The sequence below is a fragment of the Segatella buccae ATCC 33574 genome, from assembly GCF_000184945.1.
In the GTDB taxonomy this organism is placed as follows: domain Bacteria; phylum Bacteroidota; class Bacteroidia; order Bacteroidales; family Bacteroidaceae; genus Prevotella; species Prevotella buccae.
On sequence record NZ_GL586311.1, the window covers coordinates 543,694 to 562,665 of the forward strand.

At 53.0% G+C, this 18,972-nt stretch carries 12 protein-coding genes; 4 read left to right on the top strand and 8 right to left on the bottom strand.

Annotated features, from left to right (window positions below; all coding sequences use genetic code 11):
• Positions 1 to 14: 14 nt before the first annotated feature.
• The 8 genes from HMPREF6485_RS02110 to HMPREF6485_RS02145 form a co-directional block, all read right to left on the bottom strand.
• Complete coding sequence (locus tag HMPREF6485_RS02110) at positions 15 to 1,295, bottom strand: aminotransferase class V-fold PLP-dependent enzyme (protein ID WP_004344328.1); 1,281 nt, start codon at positions 1,293 to 1,295, stop codon at positions 15 to 17.
• 106 nt (positions 1,296 to 1,401) lie between these two features.
• Positions 1,402 to 2,745, bottom strand: coding sequence for a Fe-S cluster assembly protein SufD (gene sufD, locus HMPREF6485_RS02115; protein WP_044126202.1), 1,344 nt, complete (start codon positions 2,743 to 2,745; stop codon positions 1,402 to 1,404).
• A 4-nt stretch (positions 2,746 to 2,749) separates the two neighbouring features.
• Positions 2,750 to 3,505: a Fe-S cluster assembly ATPase SufC gene (gene sufC / locus HMPREF6485_RS02120; RefSeq protein WP_004344331.1), complete on the bottom strand. Its 756-nt coding sequence runs from the start codon at positions 3,503 to 3,505 to the stop codon at positions 2,750 to 2,752.
• Positions 3,506 to 3,647: 142 nt separating this feature from the next.
• Positions 3,648 to 5,096: a Fe-S cluster assembly protein SufB gene (gene sufB / locus HMPREF6485_RS02125; RefSeq protein WP_004341255.1), complete on the bottom strand. Its 1,449-nt coding sequence runs from the start codon at positions 5,094 to 5,096 to the stop codon at positions 3,648 to 3,650.
• A 234-nt stretch (positions 5,097 to 5,330) separates the two neighbouring features.
• Positions 5,331 to 8,222 (bottom strand): translation initiation factor IF-2, encoded by a 2,892-nt coding sequence (gene infB, locus HMPREF6485_RS02130; protein WP_004344333.1) that lies wholly within the window; start codon positions 8,220 to 8,222, stop codon positions 5,331 to 5,333.
• Between the two features lie 153 nt (positions 8,223 to 8,375).
• Complete coding sequence (gene nusA, locus HMPREF6485_RS02135; RefSeq protein WP_004344334.1) at positions 8,376 to 9,641, bottom strand: transcription termination factor NusA; 1,266 nt, start codon at positions 9,639 to 9,641, stop codon at positions 8,376 to 8,378.
• 4 nt (positions 9,642 to 9,645) lie between these two features.
• Positions 9,646 to 10,113 (bottom strand): ribosome assembly cofactor RimP, encoded by a 468-nt coding sequence (gene rimP / locus HMPREF6485_RS02140; RefSeq protein WP_004341261.1) that lies wholly within the window; start codon positions 10,111 to 10,113, stop codon positions 9,646 to 9,648.
• A 296-nt stretch (positions 10,114 to 10,409) separates the two neighbouring features.
• Positions 10,410 to 11,636 carry an SGNH/GDSL hydrolase family protein gene (locus HMPREF6485_RS02145; protein ID WP_004344336.1) on the bottom strand — a complete coding sequence of 409 codons (1,227 nt, stop codon included), beginning with the start codon at positions 11,634 to 11,636 and terminating at the stop codon, positions 10,410 to 10,412.
• Between the two features lie 232 nt (positions 11,637 to 11,868).
• On the opposite strand from HMPREF6485_RS02145, the gene HMPREF6485_RS02150 reads away from it, so the two are divergent.
• From HMPREF6485_RS02150 to HMPREF6485_RS02170, 4 genes are all read left to right on the top strand, one after another.
• Positions 11,869 to 12,318 carry a peroxiredoxin gene (locus HMPREF6485_RS02150; protein ID WP_004341264.1) on the top strand — a complete coding sequence of 150 codons (450 nt, stop codon included), beginning with the start codon at positions 11,869 to 11,871 and terminating at the stop codon, positions 12,316 to 12,318.
• 790 nt (positions 12,319 to 13,108) lie between these two features.
• Positions 13,109 to 16,417: a SusC/RagA family TonB-linked outer membrane protein gene (locus tag HMPREF6485_RS02160; RefSeq protein WP_004344343.1), complete on the top strand. Its 3,309-nt coding sequence runs from the start codon at positions 13,109 to 13,111 to the stop codon at positions 16,415 to 16,417.
• Positions 16,418 to 16,435: 18 nt separating this feature from the next.
• Positions 16,436 to 18,022, top strand: a complete 1,587-nt coding sequence (locus HMPREF6485_RS02165) for a RagB/SusD family nutrient uptake outer membrane protein (RefSeq protein WP_004344345.1) — start codon at positions 16,436 to 16,438, stop codon at positions 18,020 to 18,022.
• A gap of 29 nt (positions 18,023 to 18,051) precedes the next feature.
• On the top strand, positions 18,052 to 18,960 hold the full coding sequence (locus HMPREF6485_RS02170) for a zinc-binding metallopeptidase (RefSeq protein WP_004344346.1): 909 nt from the start codon (positions 18,052 to 18,054) through the stop codon (positions 18,958 to 18,960).
• Positions 18,961 to 18,972 lie beyond the last annotated feature (12 nt).

The window sequence follows — 18,972 nt, forward strand, 5'->3', positions numbered from 1 at the left end:
TCCTAATCCTCATTTTAACCAAACATTTTTGCAACCCGCTCAATGCCGGCCACAAGAATGTCTATTTCTTCTTTCGTATTATAAAGAGCGAAACTGGCACGGGCTGTACCCAAGATGCCGAGACTGTCCATAAGCGGTTGCGCGCAATGATGCCCCGTGCGGATGGCAATACCAAGCCGGTCGAGGAGTGTACCGAGATCCATGTGATGGATGTCACCCACTTGGAATGAGACGACTGCATCGTGCGAATGTCCTGAAGGACCATAAATCTTCATCCCCTCGATTTGAGCCAACCGCTCCAAAGCGTAATTTGTGAGCATCTGCTCATGAGCCTCAACATTGTCCATACCTATGGCCGACAAGTAGTCGAGGGCCGTGGCAAGACCATGAGTGGCCACATAATCGGGAGTTCCGGCTTCAAACTTGAGCGGAGGCCGCTCGAAAGTGGAATGGGAAAAACTCACATGCTCTATCATCTCTCCCCCACCCTGATAAGGTGGCAACTTGTCAAGCCATGATTCCTTGCCATAGAGCACACCTATGCCGGTAGGCCCATAAGTCTTGTGACCGCTGAAAACAAAAAAGTCGCAATCAATGGCCTGCATATCAACCATGAAATGAGGGGCACTCTGAGCACCATCTATCACGATGGGGACATTATGCTCATGGGCTATACGCACCAATTCTCTCACGGGATTCACCGTGCCAAGAACATTGCTTACATGCGTCACACTCACGATGCGAGTCTTGTCGGTGAAGAGCCGGGCGTAGGCTTCCATGTCCAACTCCCCCGATTCAGTGAGCGGAATCACTTTCAGCACAATACCCTTGCGGTGCGCTTGGAGCTGCCACGGCACAATGTTGGAGTGATGCTCCATCGTCGAGATGATAACTTCGTCACCCTCCCCCATAAACTCATCGCTGAAACAGGAAGCTATAAGATTGAGGCCTTCGGTGGTGCCGCGGGTGAAAACAATTTCGTTGGTGGAGCGGGCGTTGATGAACCGACGCACAGTTTCGCGGGCAGCCTCATGCAATTCTGTAGCTTGTTGGGACAGCCAATGGACACCCCGATGCACATTGGCATTTACGTTGAGATATTCCTCACGCATGGCATCAAGCACACAGAGAGGTTTCTGTGTGGTGGCCGCATTATCGAAATAGACCAATGGCTTATCGTAAACAGTGCGAGAGAGGATAGGAAAATCTGCCCGCACAGCCTCACCGACAGCTCCGGCAGCAGGCAAAAGAATGCCACCTTTCTCCTTATTATATATGTCGTTGTTTTCTTTCATTGCTTTATAGTCTCACGGTTACTTCCTCTTTGAAAGCCCAAACGCTTTCCCTTAGCCCTGCAATGGGGCTGCCTTCTTATCCGCTGAGGAAAGACAAGGGGGATACTCATTTGCAGAGCCGGCATCCCTCACACCTGTTCAGCTCACCGCGGAAACGTTTTTCCACAAGTATATGGAGGCGTTCGCGCAACGGCGCAAGTTCCATCTTATCGATCACCTCATTGACGAAAGCAAACTCAAGCAGCAATTTGGCTTCTTTCTCACTGATGCCACGCTGCCGCATGTAAAACATAGCCGCATCGTTGAGCTGCCCTACCGTGCAGCCATGGGCACACTTCACATCGTCGGCATAGATTTCCAACTCCGGCTGGGTGTACATACGGGCGGTCTTGGCAGCTACAAGATTGTTGTTCGTCTCTTGCGAGTTGGTCTTTTGGGCATCGTGGCGCACAAGCACACGACCGGCAAAGGCCCCCACGGCATCATCATCAAGCACATACTTGTATAGTTCGTTGCTCGTGCAATGCGGCACCTGATGGTCAATCAGCGTATTGTTGTCCACACGCTGGGTCTTGTCGGCAATCACGCAACCGTTGGCAAAACACTCCGCACCTTCCCCTTTGAACACCAGATCGAGCTTGTTGCGGGTGACACCATTATGCAACGTAATCACATTGTGGTTGACACGGCTGTAAGCCTGCTGCTCAATATAGACATTACTTACACGCGTATTCTTGACATGCGTTTCCTCCAGACAGTAGAGGTCAAGGGAAGCATTTTCGCCCACATAGGCTTCAATCACCTGCGTAGTGAGAAAATGGCGGTCGTCGGCTGAGTCGTCGCAGAAAAGAAACTTAGCCTCTGCCCCCTGCTCTAAGATGATGAGCACACGACGATTGACCATCAAATCGACATCCGAACGGAGGATATTGATTACCTGCACGGCCCTGTCAAGTTTCACATTCTTGGGGACATAAACCAACAGTCCGTCTTGCGCCAACATCGTGTTGAGTGCCGTGATGGAATCATCTTCGGTCTTGGCCATGCGGGCATAGTATCGCTCAATAAGCCCCGGATTCTCCGTTGCCACACGACAGAGGGAATCCACAATGACCCCATCGGGCAATTCAGTCTTGGGCAACTGTTTGGTGTAGAACGCATCGTTGACCACAAAATAGAGCGAAGTGCTCAAGTTGGGCACATCACACTTAAAAGCCTCGTAGGGATTGATAGGTATCTCGAGCCGGTTTAGATTGAGACCATAATCGGGTTCGAAGAGTTTCGACATGTCGGTGTACCGGTAACGCTCCACTTTACGCGAAGGGAAACCTTGCCGACAGAAATCTTCAAACGCCTTGTCACGCACGCCATTCAAGACACCGGCCGAATGGCTTTTTATCATTCCGGCCGTCTCGCGGTATAAATCAATATATTGCTTCTCGCTCCCCATCATCTTACTCCTCTCCGGCTTCCGCCTTTATCCAGTCGTACCCGCGTTGTTCTATTTCCCGAGCCAACTCCGGACCGGCTGTTTTCACGATGCGGCCCTTGTAGAGCACATGTACTACGGTAGGCTTAATCATATCAAGCAGCCGTTCATAGTGCGTGATGACAATAGTAGAAGTCTCCGGTGTGTGCATCTTGTTCACGCCGTCGGCCACCACACGCATGGCATCTACATCAAGTCCCGAATCTGTTTCATCGAGAATAGACAACTTCGGTTCAAGCATGGCCATTTGGAAAATCTCGTTGCGTTTCTTCTCTCCGCCTGAGAATCCCTCGTTCACGGAGCGGTGGGAGAGTTTGCTGTCAAGGTCGACGAGCTTACGCTTCTCCCGCATGAGTTTCATGAAATCGGCCGCATTAAGCGGTTCAAGACCTTGATACTCACGCTTGGCGTTGATCGCTGCCCGCATGAAATTGGTCATCGACACCCCGGGAATCTCCACGGGATACTGAAACGAGAGGAAGAGTCCTTCCCGGGCCCGGTCTTCAGGCTTCATCTCCAGCAGATCTTTACCGTTGAAGATGGCCTGTCCTTCGGTCACTTCATAAAGCGGATTGCCCGTGAGCACAGCACTCAACGTAGACTTTCCCGAACCGTTCGGGCCCATGATAGCGTGGATTTCTCCATCTTTGATACTGAGGTTGATACCTCGCAATATTTCTTTGCCGGCAATCGTGGCATGCAGATTTTTTACTTCAAGCATGGTTGTAAAAGTTAGGAGTGAGGGGTGAGCAGTAAGAAGTTGTGGACACTTCTCTTCTGCCACCCCTTCACCCTTTATTCATATTTTATGTTTCGTGATTGTATTTCTTCCTTGAGACACTATTGATTGTCTTTTACCCTCATTATCCAACTGTTCCTTCAAGTGAAACGCTAAGCAGTTTTTGGGCTTCGACGGCAAACTCCATCGGAAGTTTGTTGAGCACTTCCTTGGCATAACCGTTCACGATGAGTCCCACGGCCTGCTCGGTGGGAATACCGCGTTGATTGCAATAGAACAGTTGGTCTTCGCTGATCTTCGAAGTCGTGGCCTCATGTTCAAACACTGCCGTTTCGTTGTGGGCATCCATGTAGGGGAAAGTGTGTGCTCCGCACTGGCTACCGAGCAAAAGAGAGTCGCACGAACTGTAGTTGCGGGCATTTTCGGCATTGGGAGTGGCGCGCACAAGACCGCGATAGGAGTTTTGGCTGTGCCCGGCAGAAATGCCTTTAGAGATGATGGTAGACTTCGTGTTCTTGCCCATATGTATCATCTTCGTACCCGTGTCAGCCTCTTGATAGTTGTTGGTGACGGCCACGCTGTAGAACTCAGCTACCGAATTGTCGCCCCGGAGGATGCAGGAAGGATACTTCCACGTGATGGCCGATCCCGTCTCCACCTGCGTCCATGAGAGTTTGGAATTGACTCCACGCAACTCTCCCCGCTTGGTCACGAGGTTCAGCACACCGCCTTTACCGTTTTCATCACCGGGATACCAGTTCTGCACTGTGGAGTATTTCACCTCGGCATTGTCTTTGACGATGATTTCCACGACAGCGGCATGCAACTGATTTTCGTCGCGCATGGGTGCCGTGCAGCCTTCAAGATAGCTCACGTAGGCATCGTCGTCGGCAATGATAAGCGTGCGTTCAAACTGTCCGGTGTTGCGGGCATTGATGCGGAAATAACTGCTCAACTCCATCGGGCAACGCACGCCTTTGGGAATGTAGACGAATGATCCGTCACTGAACACGGCGCTGTTGAGCGAAGCGAAGAAGTTGTCACGATAGGGCACCACCGAACCTAAATACTCCTGCACCAGTTCGGGATGTTCCTTGACGGCCTCACCGATGCTGCAAAAAATGACACCTTTGGCACGGAGCTGTTCTTTGAAGGTGGTCTTCACCGAAACGGAGTCCATGATGGCATCCACAGCCGTACCGCTCAACGCAAGCCGCTCTTCCAAGGGTATGCCGAGTTTGTCGAAAGTTTTCTCCAATTCGGGATCTATTTCCTTGTTCGCCGGTTTCTTGGCCAGCGGATCGGCATAGTAGGAAATGGCCTGATAGTCAATCTCCGGAATGTGGAGATGTGCCCAGTCGGGCTGCCGGAGCGTCTTCCAATGATTGAAAGCCTTCAAGCGGAAGTCGAGCATCCATTGGGGCTCGCCTTTCTTCTGCGAGATAAGCCGCACGACCTCTTCGTTGAGTCCTTTCTCTATGATCTCCGTATCCACGTCGGTCGTGAAGCCGAATGCATATTTCTGTTCGGCCACCTGCTTGACAAACGCGTTTTTTTCTTTGTTCTCTTCCATTGACTTTATCCTTTGTCTGGGATATAACAAATATCATACCAACATCATTACCGGTAACTTATGTGACCGTTTCCGGAGCCACTCTGCAGCCCGACAATGCCGGTATCACTAACCACCAACGGTAGAAGTGCATTTTGTCAGCACCCCTACCGTGGTCATGATAGTATCTTTCGCCCGTCGGTTTTCCTCCCCTTTGCGCAAGGGAAGGAATGCCGACGGGTTATTTTTTGTCCATTACAGTTTCTGTTCCACCTCGATCTCCGTGAAGGTCTCAATGATATCGCCTTCAAGAATGTCATTGCAGTTGACAAGGCTGATACCGCACTCCATGCCGGCAGGCACTTCCTTCACGTCGTCTTTGTAACGCTTGAGTGCATCGATGGGGGCCGTGTGCACCACAATACCGTCGCGCACCACGCGGCCCTTGTCCTTGTTGTGTACCTTGCCTTCGATGACCAGACCGCCGGCAACCGTGCCAACCTTGGAAATCTTGAACACCTGCTTCACCTCTATCTCGCCGGTGACGATTTCTTTCTTCACCTTGTCGAGCATACCAATCATGGCCGACTTCACATCGTCGATGGCATCGTAGATAATAGAATAGGTGTTGATTTCCACGCCTTCACGGTCGGCCAACTTGCGGGCATCGGCTGACGGGCGCACCTGGAAGCCCACGATGATGGCATCGGAGGCACTCGCGAGCATCACGTCATTTTCGCTGATCTGGCCCACGGCCTTGCTGATGACATTCACCTGCACCTTCTCCGTGGACAACTTAATGAACGAATCGCTGAGTGCCTCGATGGAACCGTCGGTATCGCCCTTGACGATGATGTTGAGCTCCTTGAACGAACCGAGGGCGATGCGGTGGGAAATGTCGTCAAGCGACAGACGCTTCTGGGTGCGCAGCCCCTGCTCGCGCTGCAACTGTTCGCGCTTGTTGGCTATCTCGCGGGCCTCCTGTTCGTTCTCCAGCACATGGAAAGTGTCACCGGCCGTGGGCGCACCGTTCAATCCGAGGATAATACACGGCTCAGACGGGCCGGCCTCCTGAATGCGTTGGTTGCGCTCGTTGAACATGGCCTTGATACGTCCCCAGCTCGTTCCTGCAATCACCACATCGCCCTGACGGAGCGTGCCGTTGCTCACGAGCACCGTGCTCACATAGCCGCGCCCCTTGTCGAGCGACGACTCGATGATGGATCCCGTGGCCTTGCGGTTGGGGTTGGCCTTGAGGTCGAGCATGTCGGCCTCAAGAAGCACCTTCTCCAGCAGCTCGTCCACACCGATGCCTTTCTTGGCACTGATCTCCTGACACTGATACTTACCGCCCCACTCCTCTACGAGCAAGTTCATCTGCGACAGGTCTTCGCGTATCTTGTCGGGATTGGCTCCCGGCTTGTCTATCTTGTTGATGGCAAACACCATTGGCACACCGGCTGCCTGGGCATGGGAGATGGCCTCCTTGGTGGTAGGCATCACAGAGTCGTCGGCGGCAATGATGATGATGGCAATATCGGTGACCTGCGTACCGCGGGCACGCATGGCCGTGAACGCCTCATGACCGGGCGTGTCAAGGAACGTGATGCGGCGGCCGTTCTCCAACTTCACGTTGTAGGCACCGATGTGCTGAGTGATGCCTCCGGCCTCACCGGCAATGACATTGGTATTGCGGATATGGTCGAGCAGCGATGTCTTACCGTGGTCCACATGGCCCATCACGGTCACGATCGGCGCACGGGGCACCAAATCGTTCTCATCGTCTTCCTCCTCGCTCACGGCTTCGCTCACCTCGGCACTCACATATTCGGTCTTGAAGCCGAACTCATCGGCCACGAGATTGATGGTCTCGGCATCCAGACGCTGGTTGATGGACACCATGATACCGATGCCCATGAGCGTGCCAATAACCTGATTGACACCTACGCCCATCATTGTGGCAAGTTCGCTCACGGTTACAAACTCGGTCAGTTTCAGCGTCTTGCTCTGCTTGCGCTCTGCATTGGCCTCCTCTGCCAGTTTCTCCTGCACGGCCTCGCGCTTCTCCTTGCGATATTTAGCACCTTTCCTGTTTTGGTTTTGCTTGTTGGTGAGGCGTGCGAGCGTCTCTTTCACCTGACGTGCCACATCTTCCTCATTCACCTCCAACGGTTTCTGGTTGCGCTTCTTGCCCTTGTTCTTCTTGCCCGAGTTTTTGCCTCCGCCACCGGTCTGCTGCTGGTTGGCAGCGGCGTTGATGTCCACACGCTCCTTGTTGATGCGCTGACGCTTCTTGCGCTCGCCTCCCGCTGCGTTTCCGCCACGCCCCTGCTGGGCCTTCTCTTCACGCTCCTTGCGACGCTCCTCTTTCGATTTCTTCTTGGGGCGCGTGCTCTGGTTGAGCGTGGCCAGGTCTATCTTGCCCAGCACCTTGGGTTCGTTGGCCGACAGTTTTCGCTCGCTCTTGAGCGTGAACAGCTCAGGCTTCTCCGAAGCTGCCGAGGTCTCAGGCTCAGCCACAGTTCCGGCAGTGTCCTCGGTCTGTTGTCGGGACACCTCCTCTTGTGGGTGTACAGGCTCCGGACGGTCTTTTTCCTCCTTGTCGATTGGAGCTTCCGGTTGGGCCACTTCGGTCTTTTTATCGGCAACGGCAGTTTCCACCTTCACCTCTTCAAGCCCAACGGCGACCGTTTCCGGCTTCGTCTCCACCGGCTTAGCCTCAGCCTTCGGGGCCTCCTTCGTCTCGGCAGGGCTCTCGGCAGCAGCCTCCACCTTTGTTTCGGGTTGTGCTACGGGAGCAGCAGACTTCTCGGCAGGCTTCTTGCCGATGTTGTCGAGATCCATCTTGCCCAACGGCTTGTACTGCTGCTGGGTGGACGATTTCAGAAGTCCATCGGCACGAGTCTCTTTCCGGGAGGGCTCACGCTTCTTGTCTTTTGTTTTTTTCTGGAACAGTTTTTCAGCCTGGCTGCGCACTTCGGCATCCTGCTTGAACTCGTTGACCAGCGCATTATACTGCTCATCGTTGAGTTTGAAGCTCGGTTCGGCCTTCACCTCTCCCAGGTGGTTCTTCTTTTCAAGGAATTCAACTGCCGTTTGAAGTCCTATGTTCAGTTCACGTAATGCTTTGTTTAATCTGATGCTCATGTATTTCCTTTGATGTTGCGGGTGCTCGTTGTTGATTGTGGTTGTCGGATTATGGTCTATGGCGTTGGGAGTCCGAACATGGCACTACCGGTAGTCACACCCTTTTAGCTACCGGCCAACTGCCATCACCCAACAACCGTCAACTGCGTTTCGTTACTGTTCAAACTCGGCCCTGAGTACGTTGAGCACGTTGTCTACGGTTTCCTCCTCAAGGTCGGCCTTTTCGATCAGCATCTCGCGTGGTGCGTTGAGCACCTGCTTGGCCGTGTCGAGACCGATGCTCTTGATGGCATCGATCACCCACTGGTCTATCTCGTCGGAGAACTCTTCCAGATAGATGTCCTCATCAGCGGCATTCTCGTCGATTTCGCGGAACACATCGATGGTATATTCCGTGAGCATGGAGGCCAACTTGATGTTCATGCCGCCGCGCCCGATGGCCAGACTCACTTCCTCGGGTTGCAGGTAGACCTCGGCTTTGTGGTTTTCCTCATCGATGTTGATGGAAGACACCTTGGCCGGACTCAGTGCGCGCTGGATAAACAGTTTCACGTTGGAAGTGTAGTTGATGACATCGATGTTCTCGTTGCAGAGTTCGCGCACGATGCCGTGTACACGGCTACCTTTCACACCCACACAGGCACCCACCGGATCGATGCGCTCGTCGAAGCTCTCCACGGCCACCTTGGCGCGGTCGCCCGGCATACGGGCTATCTTGCGGATGGCGATGAGTCCGTCGCTGATTTCGGGCACTTCGGCTTCGAGCAACCGCTCAAGGAACATCGGGCTCGTGCGGCTCAAGATGATCTTGGGGTTGTTGTTCTCGTTGTCCACGCGCAGAATCACGGCCCTCACGGTCTCGCCTTTACGGTATTGGTCGGCGGGTATCTGTTCAGCCTTGGGCAGTATCAGTTCGTTGTTCTCGTCGTCAACGATGAGCACCTCGCGCTTCCACATCTGGTACACCTCGCCGCTGATCACCTGTCCCACGCGGTCTTTATATTTATTGTAAAGAGAGTCGTGCTCCAGTTCCAGAATCTTTGAAGCCAGCGTCTGGCGGAGCGTCAGGATGGCCCGGCGGCCGAACTTGTTGAAGTCCACCTTCTCACTCACATCCTCGCCCACCTCGTAGTCGGGTTCTATTTTCTGTGCCTCGGTCAGACTGATCTCCTTGTTCTCGTCTTCCACCTCGCCATCGGCCACCACCACGCGGTTGCGGTAGATCTCGAAGTCGCCCTTGTCGGGGTTCACGATCACGTCGAAGTTCTCGTCGCTGCCGAATATTTTAGCAAGCACATTGCGGAAGCTTTCTTCCAGCACGCTTACCAGTGTCGTACGGTCGATGTTCTTGGTTTCCTTAAACTCGCGGAACGTATCGATCATACTGATCGTCTCTTCACCTTGTTTTTTTGCTGCCATAGCTTTACTTGAAACTTATTATATATTTTGTATATTTCACTTCATCCATCCGGTAGGTGTGGTCCACCGCCTGCACCACAGGGCGTTTCTTGCCTTCCACCTTCACCTTTTCGTTCACGCTCACCACGAAGTCGTTTCCGTCTACCGATTTCAGCAGTCCCTTGACCTTCTTTCCGTCGCCGTCGAGCACTTCCACTTCCTTGCCTATGAAGTTGATGTATTGCTGCGCCACCTTGAACGGCTGGCCCAGTCCGGCCGAGCCCACCTCCAGTTCGTAGTCTTCCTCGTCGCGGCTCAGCCGGTCTTCGATATACTTGCTGAGCTCCACGCAGTCTTCAATCCACACGCCATCCGCATGGTCTATCTCCACGACTATCTTGTCGTCCTGCCCGATTTGGATGTCCACAAGGAAGTATTCCTTGTCTTGGAGCCATTCTTCAACTAATGTTTTTACGACGTTTTTGTCTATCATATAAGTCTGATTAAAATAAAATGAGGAGCTCTCCCGGAGCCCCTCATTCCACTGAACGCTGCAAAAGTACGAATAATTTCGCTACCCTGCAAAGATTTCATTGTTTTTCTTCATGCCACGCGCGATTTTTATAGTATCCGCATGTGTTTTCTTTACTTTCTTGGAAGGGCCGCATGGTGTATGTTAATAAAATCAGAATAGGTCATTTTACCATAAGCCTTAATTATGTTCCCAATAGGAGAAAAACATTTTACCCAACACAGAGATGCGGAAGCAAAGCCTTCAACACTCCTCGCTCATTTCACTTTTTCCGCAGCATATTCGCCCATCAGCCTATAACCTTCGGGATTGGGGTGCAGCCAGTCGCTTTGCAGTTCCTTACGCATCTGCTCGGGGGCAGCCGGGTCGCGCAGCAGTTCGTCGAAGTCGAGAATGCCGTCGACCTTGCCTTTCTGCGCCCTTATCCAGTCGTTCACGGAGAGCCGCGCCGCCTCGTGGAACCGGGAGTAATAGCCGGCCCCCTTAAACGGCGTGATGGTGCCCAGAAACACCTTCAGCCGATGGGCCCGGGCCTTCCTGATCATCTCCTCGTAGGCCTCTATCAACTGGCGGGCCACGGTCTCGCTGTTGCCTCGCGCACCGCCTATATCGTTCACCCCTTCAAAGATGACCACCGCCGACACCCCGCTTTGGGCCAGAATGTCGCGGTCGAAACGTTCGCGGGCCATCGTGCCGAAGCCGCCCGGCGTGGCCACACGGTTGTTGCCGATGCCCAGATTGAGCACTCCCATGCCGGTCACACCGAGTTTCGTTTGCAGGTATTCCGACATCATGTCAGGCCACCGGTTGTGCCGGTTGTCGGTGCTGTTCTTGCCGTCGGTGATGGAGTTGCCGATGATAGCCACAGCCGAAGCCGTGAGGTCGAACACGTCGATGGCCGCGATGTTGAACCAGTGGTTTTCGCGGAAAGCCGTACTGAAATCGGTGTGGGCGGTTGTCACCCCACGCATGACATAGGAGGTGGTGCGCGAACCCATGTGTACCGTGGGGAGGGCCGGGGCCGACACATAGTTGATCGTGACGGCCAGTCGTTCCAACGGCCGGAGGTCGAACACCAGCGCGTCGCTCGTTGCGGTCTTGCCGGGGGCAATGGTCACACCGAGGTTCTTGCCGAAACGCAGATATTTGGCACTGCGGGCATCGATGGCAAACGAGTCTTTGGAGTGGGCGATGTACACCGACTTGATGACCACGGGCTCTGCACTCAGTTCGTTGCTCAACTGCAGGCGCAGCATGGTGCCCCCGATAGACACCTTCACGATCTGCCTCACCGAGCGGTTGCTCATATTGTTGTTGTAAGGCATAAACGACTTCACCACCGGCTGTTGCGCCGTGGCCCATGTGCCCACCCAGTGGGTGTAGGCACTTTCCTTCAACTCGGGCAGTTTTTTGGCCACTCCCTGCGCTCCGGCGGTCATTGCCACCAAGCCCATCAGCCATGCCCATAGCATAATCCGTCTCATTCTTTTTCGCTTTTTTATCCTGTCAGGGTGCAAAGTTACGCAAAGTGGAAGTCAACACCAAATAATCGGTCTCCGTTTTTGCCGGTGGCGGAAAAACAGCGGGCACACCGCCCAACAAGTCTGCCGACCCCGCTTTCCTTAAATAACGTTTAAAATTCCACCACTCCCATACGCTCTTCACGGGAAATATGTATATTTGTATCTATTACAAAACAACAAATACGACTGACAAATGGAAATAGGACAAAGACTGCCGGAACTGCTCGGCACCGACCAAGACGGCAAAGAAATCAAACTCAGTGACTTCCAAGGCAAGAAACTCGTGCTCTACATCTATCCCCGCGACGCCACACCGGGATGCACCAGCGAGGCTTGCAGCCTGCGCGACAACTACGAGCGTTTCCTCTCCCGGGGCTATGCCGTGGTGGGGGTGAGCCCGCAAAGTGCGGAGTCGCACAAAAAGTTCATCGCCAAGTACAACCTCCCCTTCCCCCTCATCGCCGACACGGAGAAAAGACTCGTCAACGAGTTGGGGGTGTATGGAGAGAAAAAGATGTATGGCAAGGTGTCGATGGGCATCTTCCGCACCACTTTCATCACCGATGAGAACGGAGTCGTGGAACAGATTTTCACACCCCGGCAAATCAAGGTGAAGGAGCACGCCGAACAGATATTGGCGTAAAACTTTTTCCCTTCCGATTTGGATTTCCCCCGATTTCATCGTATCTTTGCATCAGCAAGGAGAGCGTGCAGACGCTCTCCTTTTTTGTTGTTTGCCGCATTCTCCGAGGTCAAAGGGCCTCTTTAGCCTTTCCATCCGGCCTCTTCGGGCTTCTCGCCCGGCCCAAACGGGCTTCCAAGTGTGGCCCTTTCGCATGGTCGTTTGGCCCGAACGACCATGCGTTTCGGCTTTTTCCAACTTCCGAAAGCCATTTTCCGCCTCGCTGCAACACCCAGGGGGAGACACACTGTAAAGCCTTTTCCAATTCTTTAATACTTCGCACTATACGCCCCTCCGGCACCATGCAAGGCCCCCGGCGGTACGACGTTTAAAGACACGGCAACAGAACAACGGCAAAACAACTGCCCCCTCGCCGCTCAAAGACAAACAGGCACGCAGCGCTCCGCCACGTTGGCTTCAAACGCTTCGGCCCGACCCGGCAATCTTAATTTTAACATTTAAATCACAACTTTTCTTATCAAAAACTCACATTTTTGTGGTAGATTTAACCGTTTCAGTCAATTTTTGCATAAAAAAATTTGGATCTATTCTAAATATTATTTAAATTTGTAGCCCGCTTCTACATTTGTTTTATATATTTTTTCCTAAAAAGACGAGACAGAGATTTAATATATTTCCGGCATTCCACGCCCACCCACATTTGCGGAAGCCAGCCATGCCATGTTGATATGGCACGCATCAGCGACATAAATTTTAAAGCTATTATATTCAATTAAATTAAGGGAAATCTATGGAAAAAAGATTCACTTTGTTTTTGGTCGGCCTGTTCCTGTCCGCAGGAATGGCATTCGCTCAAACCAAAATCTCAGGTACCGTGGTTTCTCAAGAGGATGGCGAGCCCATCATCGGTGCTTCCGTACTTGTGCAAGGCAGCAAGGTCGGAGCTGTGACCGATGTGGACGGCCACTTCACTCTTGACGTGCCGGCAGGCAAGAAACTCGTAATCAGCTACATCGGTATGCAAACGCAGACGATCAATGCCAGTGCCAACATGAAAGTGGCACTCATTCAGGATAACAAAACGCTGCAAGAAGTCGTTGTCACGGGTCTGACCACCATGGACAAGCGGCTGTTTTCCGGAGCGACAACCAAGCTCGATGCCAGCACCACCAAACTCGACGGTATGGCCGACATCAGCCGTTCGCTCGAAGGCCGCGCTGCCGGTGTGAGCGTGCAGAACGTGTCCGGAACATTCGGTACGGCCCCAAAAATCCGCGTGCGTGGCGCCACCTCCATCTTCGGTAGCTCCAAACCGCTGTGGGTGGTAGACGGCGTGATCATGGAAGACGTGGTAGACGTGGATGCCGACGACCTCTCTTCGGGTGATGCCAACACGCTGATTTCGTCCGCCATAGCCGGCCTCAACTCCGACGACATCGAGAGCTTCCAGATTCTGAAAGACGGTTCGGCCACCTCTATCTATGGTGCCCGCGCCATGGCCGGCGTGATTGTCGTGACCACCAAGAAAGGACGGGCCGGACAGGCACACGTGAGCTACACGGGTGAATACACCATGCGACTGAAGCCCTCTTACAGCAACTTCAACATCATGAACTCGCAAGACCAGATGGAAGTGTATCAGGAGCTCCAGCAGAAAGGATTCCTCAACTATGCCGAGACAGCCACGGCCATGAACAGCGGCGTCTATGGCAAGCTCTACCAGCTGCTCTCCCAATATGATGCCACCACGGGGCAGTTTGCCGTAGCCAACACGGAAGAAGCCAAACTGGCCTACCTCCGGGCTGCCGAGTACAGAAACACCAACTGGTTTGACCAGCTCTTCTCCAACGCCGTGATGCACAACCACTCCGTGAGTGTCTCCGGCGGTACGGACAAGTCGCAGTATTACGCATCGCTGTCGGCCATGTTCGACCCGGGATGGACCAAAGCGAGCAAAGTGCAACGCTACACGGCCAACCTCAACACGACTTACAATGTGAGCAAATACATTGACATAAACCTCATCGGAAACGCTTCCTATCGTAAGCAGAAAGCTCCCGGAACGCTCAATTCCGAGGTGGATCCCGTAAACGGCGAGGTGAAGCGTGACTTCGACATCAACCCCTACTCCTACGCCATCAACACCTCGCGCACGCTCGACCCCAACGAGTTCTACACGCGCAACTATGCACCGTTCAACATTCTCCATGAGTTGGACAACAACTATCTGGACCTGAACGTGAATGATTTCCGCGTCTCGGCCAGCATCGACTATAAACCTATCAGGAAGTTGAAGTTGACCTTGCTCGGAGCCATGAAAGGTGCTTCCACCTCACAGGAGCACTACATCAGGGACGAATCCAATCAGGCACAGGCCTACCGGGCCATGCCCACTGCCGCCATCCGCGACCGCAACCCGTTCCTTTACAAGGATCCCGACAATGTCTATGCGCTGCCCATCTCCGTGTTGCCCTACGGTGGTATCTACGAGCGCACCGACAACCGCTCTTTCGGCTGGGACACGCGTATCTCGGCCAGCTACAACGATGTGATTGCCGACAAGCACATCATCAACTTCTATGCCGGTATGGAGACCAACTACACCGACCGCCACACCACATGGTTCCGCGGCTGGGGCCTTCAATACACCAAAGGTGAGGTGCCCTTGTATGCCTACCAGGTGTTCAAGAGAGGTCTGGAAGAGGGTTCCGACTACTTCAACATGAAGAATACCCACTATCGCAGTGCGGCCTTCTTCGGCACCGCCACCTATTCTTATCAGGGACGCTATCAGGTGACCGGCACCATGCGCTATGAAGGCACCAACTATCTGGGCAAGGCCACATCGGCCCGTTGGTTGCCCACATGGAACGTTTCCAGTGCTTGGAACGCCCATGAAGAGAAGTGGTTTGCCAACACCTTTAAAGATGTGCTCACTCACGGGACATTCCGTTTGAGCTATTCGCTGACCGGTGACCGCCCCCCGGTGACCAACGCCCTGCCTATCTACAAGAGCGAGAATCCCTGGCGCCCGTTCACCAGCGTGCAGGAGTCCGGTTTGACACAGACACTGGGCAACCCCGAACTCACCTACGAGAAGAAGCATGAGTTCAATGTCGGCCTCGACCTCGGATTCCTCAAAAACCGCATCAATTTCAGCATCGATGCCTACTGGCGTAACAACTACGACCTCATTGGCTATGCCAACACCCAGCTCTATGGCGAGGGACAAGTGGCCAACGTGGCTTCAATGAAATCGAATGGTGTAGAGTTCAGCCTGTCCACCCAAAACATCAAGACGACCGATTTCTCTTGGAACACCAATCTGATCTTCTCGTATGCCCACAATGAGATCACCGATCTCTATTCGCCCGCCCGCATCATCGACCTCGTGAAGGGCACGGGCTATCCCCTCGTGGGCTATCCGGTGCGTTCCATCTTCTCCATTCCCTTCAAAGGACTGAACAGAGACGGACTGCCCACCTTCCTCGATCAGGACGGAAACATCACCACGACCGGCATTTACTTCCAGACTCGCGACCAGTCGAAAACCAAGTTCTTGAAATATGAAGGTCCGGTGGATCCTACGGTGACAGGCTCGTTGGGCAATGTGTTCAAATATAAGAACTGGACACTCAACGTGTTCCTCACCTACTCGTTTGGCAATGTGGTGCGACTGGATGATGTCTTCAAGAGCAAATATGACGACCTCAGCTCCATGACCAAGGAGTTCCGCAACCGCTGGACTCACGCCGGAGACGAAAAGCGTACTGATGTGCCCGTGATTGCCTCAAGATGGCAGAACACCCAAGATGAGAATCTGAAATACGCCTACAATGCTTACAACTACTCGGATGTGCGTGTGGCCAAGGGAGACTTCATCCGCATGAAGGAAATCGCCCTGACCTACGACTTCCCCAAGCCTTGGCTCAATCCCATGGGCGTCAACAATCTTTCATTGAAGCTGCAGGCCACCAACCTCTTCCTCATCTATGCCGACAAGAAGCTCAACGGACAGGATCCGGAATTCTTCAACACCGGCGGTGTGGCAGTTCCGGTGCCCAAACAGTTTACGCTTACAGTAAGATTAGGTCTTTAATTTAGAAAAAGAACAACAATGAAAACGAAGAATATCATCTATCCGGTATTGCTCGGTATCGTCTCGGCACTTACGCTGACATCGTGCAACGATTTTCTCGACACCATGCCCGACAACCGCACCACGCTGGACTCACAGGAAAAGATATCCGACCTGCTGGTCACAGCCTATCCTTCCAACCAGTATGCCGTGATCAACGAGCTGATTTCCGACAACACCGATTACTACGGAGCCACCAATCCCAACGGCGACCGCTTCGGCGACCAGCTGTTTTTCTGGAAAGACATCACCGAAGCGAGCAACGAAGCACCTTACAACCTGTGGCTCAGCTGCTACAAGGCCGCAGCCGCGGCCAACCAGGCTTTGGCCTCGCTCGACGAGTTGAAGCAAGACAACGAGCAGGCGCGCACCTCCCGTGCCGAAGCTCTGCTTTGCCGGGCATACGCCCATTTCGTACTCGTGAACGAGTTCTCACTCAACTACAACTCCAAGACTTCCGCTACCGACCCGGGCATTCCCGTGACCACCTCTGTGGAAGCCATCAATGTCAAGAAAGACCGGGGCAACGTGGCACAGGTCTACGAACAGATAGACCGTGACATTCAAGCTGCTCTGCCACTGATGAGCGACAACTACACTGTGCCCAAATACCATTTCAACAAGCGTGCCGCCTATGCTTTTGCCACTCGTTTCTATCTTTTCTATGAAAAGTGGGACAAGGCTGTGGAATATGCCAACCTGTGTCTGGGAACCAACCCGGGAGCCAACCTCCGCGACTGGAAGGTGTTGGGCGGCATGGCACAGAAGCAGGAGGCACTTGCCAACCACTACATTGACGCTTCGCTGAACTGCAACCTGCTGCTTTCGACATTCCATACGTCTGCCGGATTATATCTTGGAGCATACACCTATTACAAGAGATACTCCCACGGTCGTTATCTTGGAGACAACGAGGACATGAATGCCGTCAATGTATGGGGAACGGCCGACTATTACGAGAAGCCACTTTCCATGGCCGGCAGTAATTTCGATGTTTGTCTGATGATGAAAATACCCGACCTGTTCGAATATAAAGATCCCGTTGCCCGGACCGGTTACAACCGCACGGTGCTGGCTCTCTTCACCATGGACGAAACGTTGCTCAACCGCGCCGAGGCCTACATCATGCTCAAGCAGTATGACAAGGCGGCTGCTGACATGAACGTATGGATGCACAACATCACCAACACCTCCGTACAGCTGACCCCGAAAGTCATTCAGAAGTTCTACGAGAGTGTCGCTTATTCCTACTCCGACCAAGCCGGCATCATGTCTACCGTGAAGAAGCACCTGCACCCGGCCTTCAGCATCGACGAGGAAGGATCTGTACAAGAGACCATGTTGCAGTGCGTGCTCGGCTTCCGCCGCATCGAGACAATGCACTACGGCAACCGTTGGTGGGATGTGAAACGCTACGGCATTGAAATCGTACGCCGCGAGATGGGAGCTGACGGAAAGCCTTCCAAACTGCTCGACGTGATGAAAAAAGACGATCCGCGTCGTGCCATCCAGATTCCGATGCAAGTACGTGAAGCCGGTATGGCAGCCAATCCACGCAACCAATAAGACAATAACTTTCTAACAAAGAATTTCTTATGAAAAAGCATTTTATATATACACTACTGCTGCTGACTTCGGTTGGGTTGGGTCTGGCTTCCTGCTCGGAAGACGACCTGAACTCCGTCAGCGTCATCAAAAAGTCGAATGTCGAGCTCAACGACTTCGACAAGTGGCTCCAGAACAACTATGTGGAACCCTACAACATCCAGTTCCTCTATCGCTACAACCACAACGAGACCGACATGAACTACTACAACGTGCCGGCCGACTATGACAAAGCCATCATGCTGGCAAAGGTTGTGAAATACACTTGTGTGGAAGCCTACGACCAAGTGGCCGGCATCACTTTCACCCGTTCCTATTTCCCCAAGATGCTCTATGCCACAGGAGACTTCCAGTATCGCAACAACGGCACGATGATTCTTGGTACGGCTGAAGGAGGAAAGAAGATATTCCTGGCCGGCACCAACTACCTCACACGCTACATTAAAGATCGTGACGCGTTGAATGAGTTGTATCTGAAGACTATTCATCATGAGTTCACCCACATTCTCAACCAGACAAAAAACTACTCGGCAGACTTCCAGCTCATTACCGGTACCGGCTATGTGAGCGACTCTTGGAGCACCGAGAAGTACGGAAAGGAATCCTATTATCTGCCTCATGGCTTCATCTCGGCCTATTCGCAGCACTCCCATCAGGAGGACTTTGCCGAGATGCTGTCCATCTATGTCACCAACACATCCGCACAATGGGACAAATGGATCAAAGAAGCCGGAACCACAGGCGGCCCGCTCATCACCTCTAAACTCGACATCGTGCGCGAGTATATGAAGAACCAGTGGAATATTGACATCGACAGACTCCGTGACGCCGTCTTGCAGCGCGAAGACGACGTGGTGTCGGGCAAAGTGGATGTATCGTCGAATTTGACTGTCAAATAATTAAAGTAAACG

Bases quoted from the DNA above. Each gene is read 5' to 3' on its own strand.
- HMPREF6485_RS02145 (WP_004344336.1), bottom strand. From the start codon at position 11,636: ATGAGACGGATTATGCTATGGGCATGGCTGATGGGCTTGGTGGCAATG.
- HMPREF6485_RS02165 (WP_004344345.1), top strand. From the start codon at position 16,436: ATGAAAACGAAGAATATCATCTATCCGGTATTGCTCGGTATCGTCTCG.
- sufD (WP_044126202.1), bottom strand. From the start codon at position 2,745: ATGGGGAGCGAGAAGCAATATATTGATTTATACCGCGAGACGGCCGGA.
- rimP (WP_004341261.1), bottom strand. From the start codon at position 10,113: ATGATAGACAAAAACGTCGTAAAAACATTAGTTGAAGAATGGCTCCAA.
- HMPREF6485_RS02150 (WP_004341264.1), top strand. From the start codon at position 11,869: ATGGAAATAGGACAAAGACTGCCGGAACTGCTCGGCACCGACCAAGAC.
- infB (WP_004344333.1), bottom strand. From the start codon at position 8,222: ATGAGCATCAGATTAAACAAAGCATTACGTGAACTGAACATAGGACTT.
- nusA (WP_004344334.1), bottom strand. From the start codon at position 9,641: ATGGCAGCAAAAAAACAAGGTGAAGAGACGATCAGTATGATCGATACG.
- HMPREF6485_RS02160 (WP_004344343.1), top strand. From the start codon at position 13,109: ATGGAAAAAAGATTCACTTTGTTTTTGGTCGGCCTGTTCCTGTCCGCA.
- sufB (WP_004341255.1), bottom strand. From the start codon at position 5,096: ATGGAAGAGAACAAAGAAAAAAACGCGTTTGTCAAGCAGGTGGCCGAA.
- HMPREF6485_RS02110 (WP_004344328.1), bottom strand. From the start codon at position 1,295: ATGAAAGAAAACAACGACATATATAATAAGGAGAAAGGTGGCATTCTT.
- sufC (WP_004344331.1), bottom strand. From the start codon at position 3,505: ATGCTTGAAGTAAAAAATCTGCATGCCACGATTGCCGGCAAAGAAATA.
- HMPREF6485_RS02170 (WP_004344346.1), top strand. From the start codon at position 18,052: ATGAAAAAGCATTTTATATATACACTACTGCTGCTGACTTCGGTTGGG.